The 1,401-nt window shown below is 55.4% G+C and carries 3 protein-coding genes; all 3 read left to right on the top strand.

The features are described from left to right. Nucleotides 1–127 precede the first annotated feature (127 nt). The 3 genes from MAMT_RS04975 to MAMT_RS04965 all read left to right on the top strand — a co-directional run bounded on the left by MAMT_RS04975 (nt 128) and on the right by MAMT_RS04965 (nt 1,351). The gene (locus MAMT_RS04975) at nt 128–379 is read left to right on the top strand and encodes a hypothetical protein (protein ID WP_142659906.1); all 252 of its coding nucleotides are present in this window, start codon (nt 128–130) and stop codon (nt 377–379) included. 371 nt (nt 380–750) lie between these two features. Then, a complete protein-coding gene (locus MAMT_RS04970; protein WP_142659905.1) occupies nt 751–987 on the top strand; it encodes a hypothetical protein in 237 nt (78 codons plus the stop codon). 85 nt (nt 988–1,072) lie between these two features. Next, the gene (locus MAMT_RS04965; protein WP_142659904.1) at nt 1,073–1,351 is read left to right on the top strand and encodes a hypothetical protein; all 279 of its coding nucleotides are present in this window, start codon (nt 1,073–1,075) and stop codon (nt 1,349–1,351) included. Nucleotides 1,352–1,401 lie beyond the last annotated feature (50 nt).

Genomic DNA, 1,401 nt, shown 5'->3' with positions numbered 1-1,401 from the left:
CCGCATCGCGGAGCTTCTCGAGTTCCTGAGGCCGCGCGTTTCTTAGTAAACCCGGCGCTCGGGAACTCCCAGAAAGTCCCTGAAGAAAGAATTTGGCTTGCGACCAAAACAGAGGGATAGAGAGATCGTGGCGACGTCTTTTCCACCCGACGGACCCTTGAAGGACGCCGAGGAAGTTCCCTTCAAAGTGCGCAGCGACGGATGGACGATAGTGGAACTCGAGGACGGAACGGTCATTCGGGTCAAGGCGGAGATCATCCGCATCGTCCGTTCGCGAGAAAAGAAAGATCCTGCGGGCAATCCTCTCTATAGCGTTCAATCTGCTCCGTTTGTGTTCATGGAACGCGCGTCCAGCACCGAGCGGAAGGATCAACCATGATTGCGGAAGTGCCCGTCCGAGGAGCCTCTTTTGAGGAGGAACCCTGGGGGCTTTGCCAGCCCACAGAGGAAAAGGCCGAAGAGCCGGCATATTCTGGGGCAAGAACCGCATGGTTCAGTGCTGGCCAACCACAGGGCGGGCCGCCGGTAACTTTCCCTCCTTGCACTCCCTCCGCAAAGGGCGAATGGTGGGTAGGATCTGTCATGCGAGCGCCTGTTGCTGGCGAACGGCTTCTTTCCTTTTCTTCATTGGATGCGGTTCAGCTTTCTCCCGGCGTAGCTGTGCCTTTCCTTCCTTCCGACGCTGAGGCAAGAGAAGCGGTCTTGCTCTTCCTGCGGCAAAATCCGGATTTGCAGCCAGTGATCGTCAGCATGAGAGAGAAGCTTGAGGCCCATTTTAAGAACCGGTTGATCACGTCTCCCGTATTAGAAGTCGTGGAAAATCCGGAGGAGCCGGACGACCGAATCCTTGTGCTTTTCGCAACGATGCAGCTTTCGATCTCAGAAGGCCTTCGGACGTTCGAAACGTTCTGCCGGGAGTGGTGGTTTCGACAGCAGGCCTTTCGAGAAGGCAAGCTGGATATTCATGTCGGGTTCTCGGAAGTTTAACTGGACCAGCTTCTTGTCGTTGGCCAGGAGCCTCCACGAAGGTTCCTTTCCCTCCGTTCCCCGTGAGGCATGCCTACGCACCGCAATGAACCGAGCGTACTTTGCGGTCTTCTGTCCCGCCAAAATCTATTTAGGATCGCGTGCTCGAGGCAAGGACGCAGCGCATGAGCGGGTGCGCAATCTCTTTAAACAATCATCAAATCTGGACGAACAAATGATTGGACACCTTTTGGAGGAACTCCACATCGACCGTTGCCGTGCAGATTACAAGGGGGACATTCCGGACTGGGAAAGTAAAGTTCCGCAAAACTTGGCAAAAGCTCAGAGAATCGTCGAACTTCTGGGAGAGCTATCCGGTGTCTGACGCTTAGAGGCGGGAAGAGGCTCGACTTTGAAACCCTGGAAGGGGTGAGA

The organism is Methylacidimicrobium tartarophylax, assembly GCF_902143375.2.
GTDB lineage: Bacteria > Verrucomicrobiota > Verrucomicrobiia > Methylacidiphilales > Methylacidiphilaceae > Methylacidimicrobium > Methylacidimicrobium tartarophylax.
Note: the sequence above shows the minus strand (reverse complement) of the source record. Positions and strands in the feature narration are given on the sequence as shown.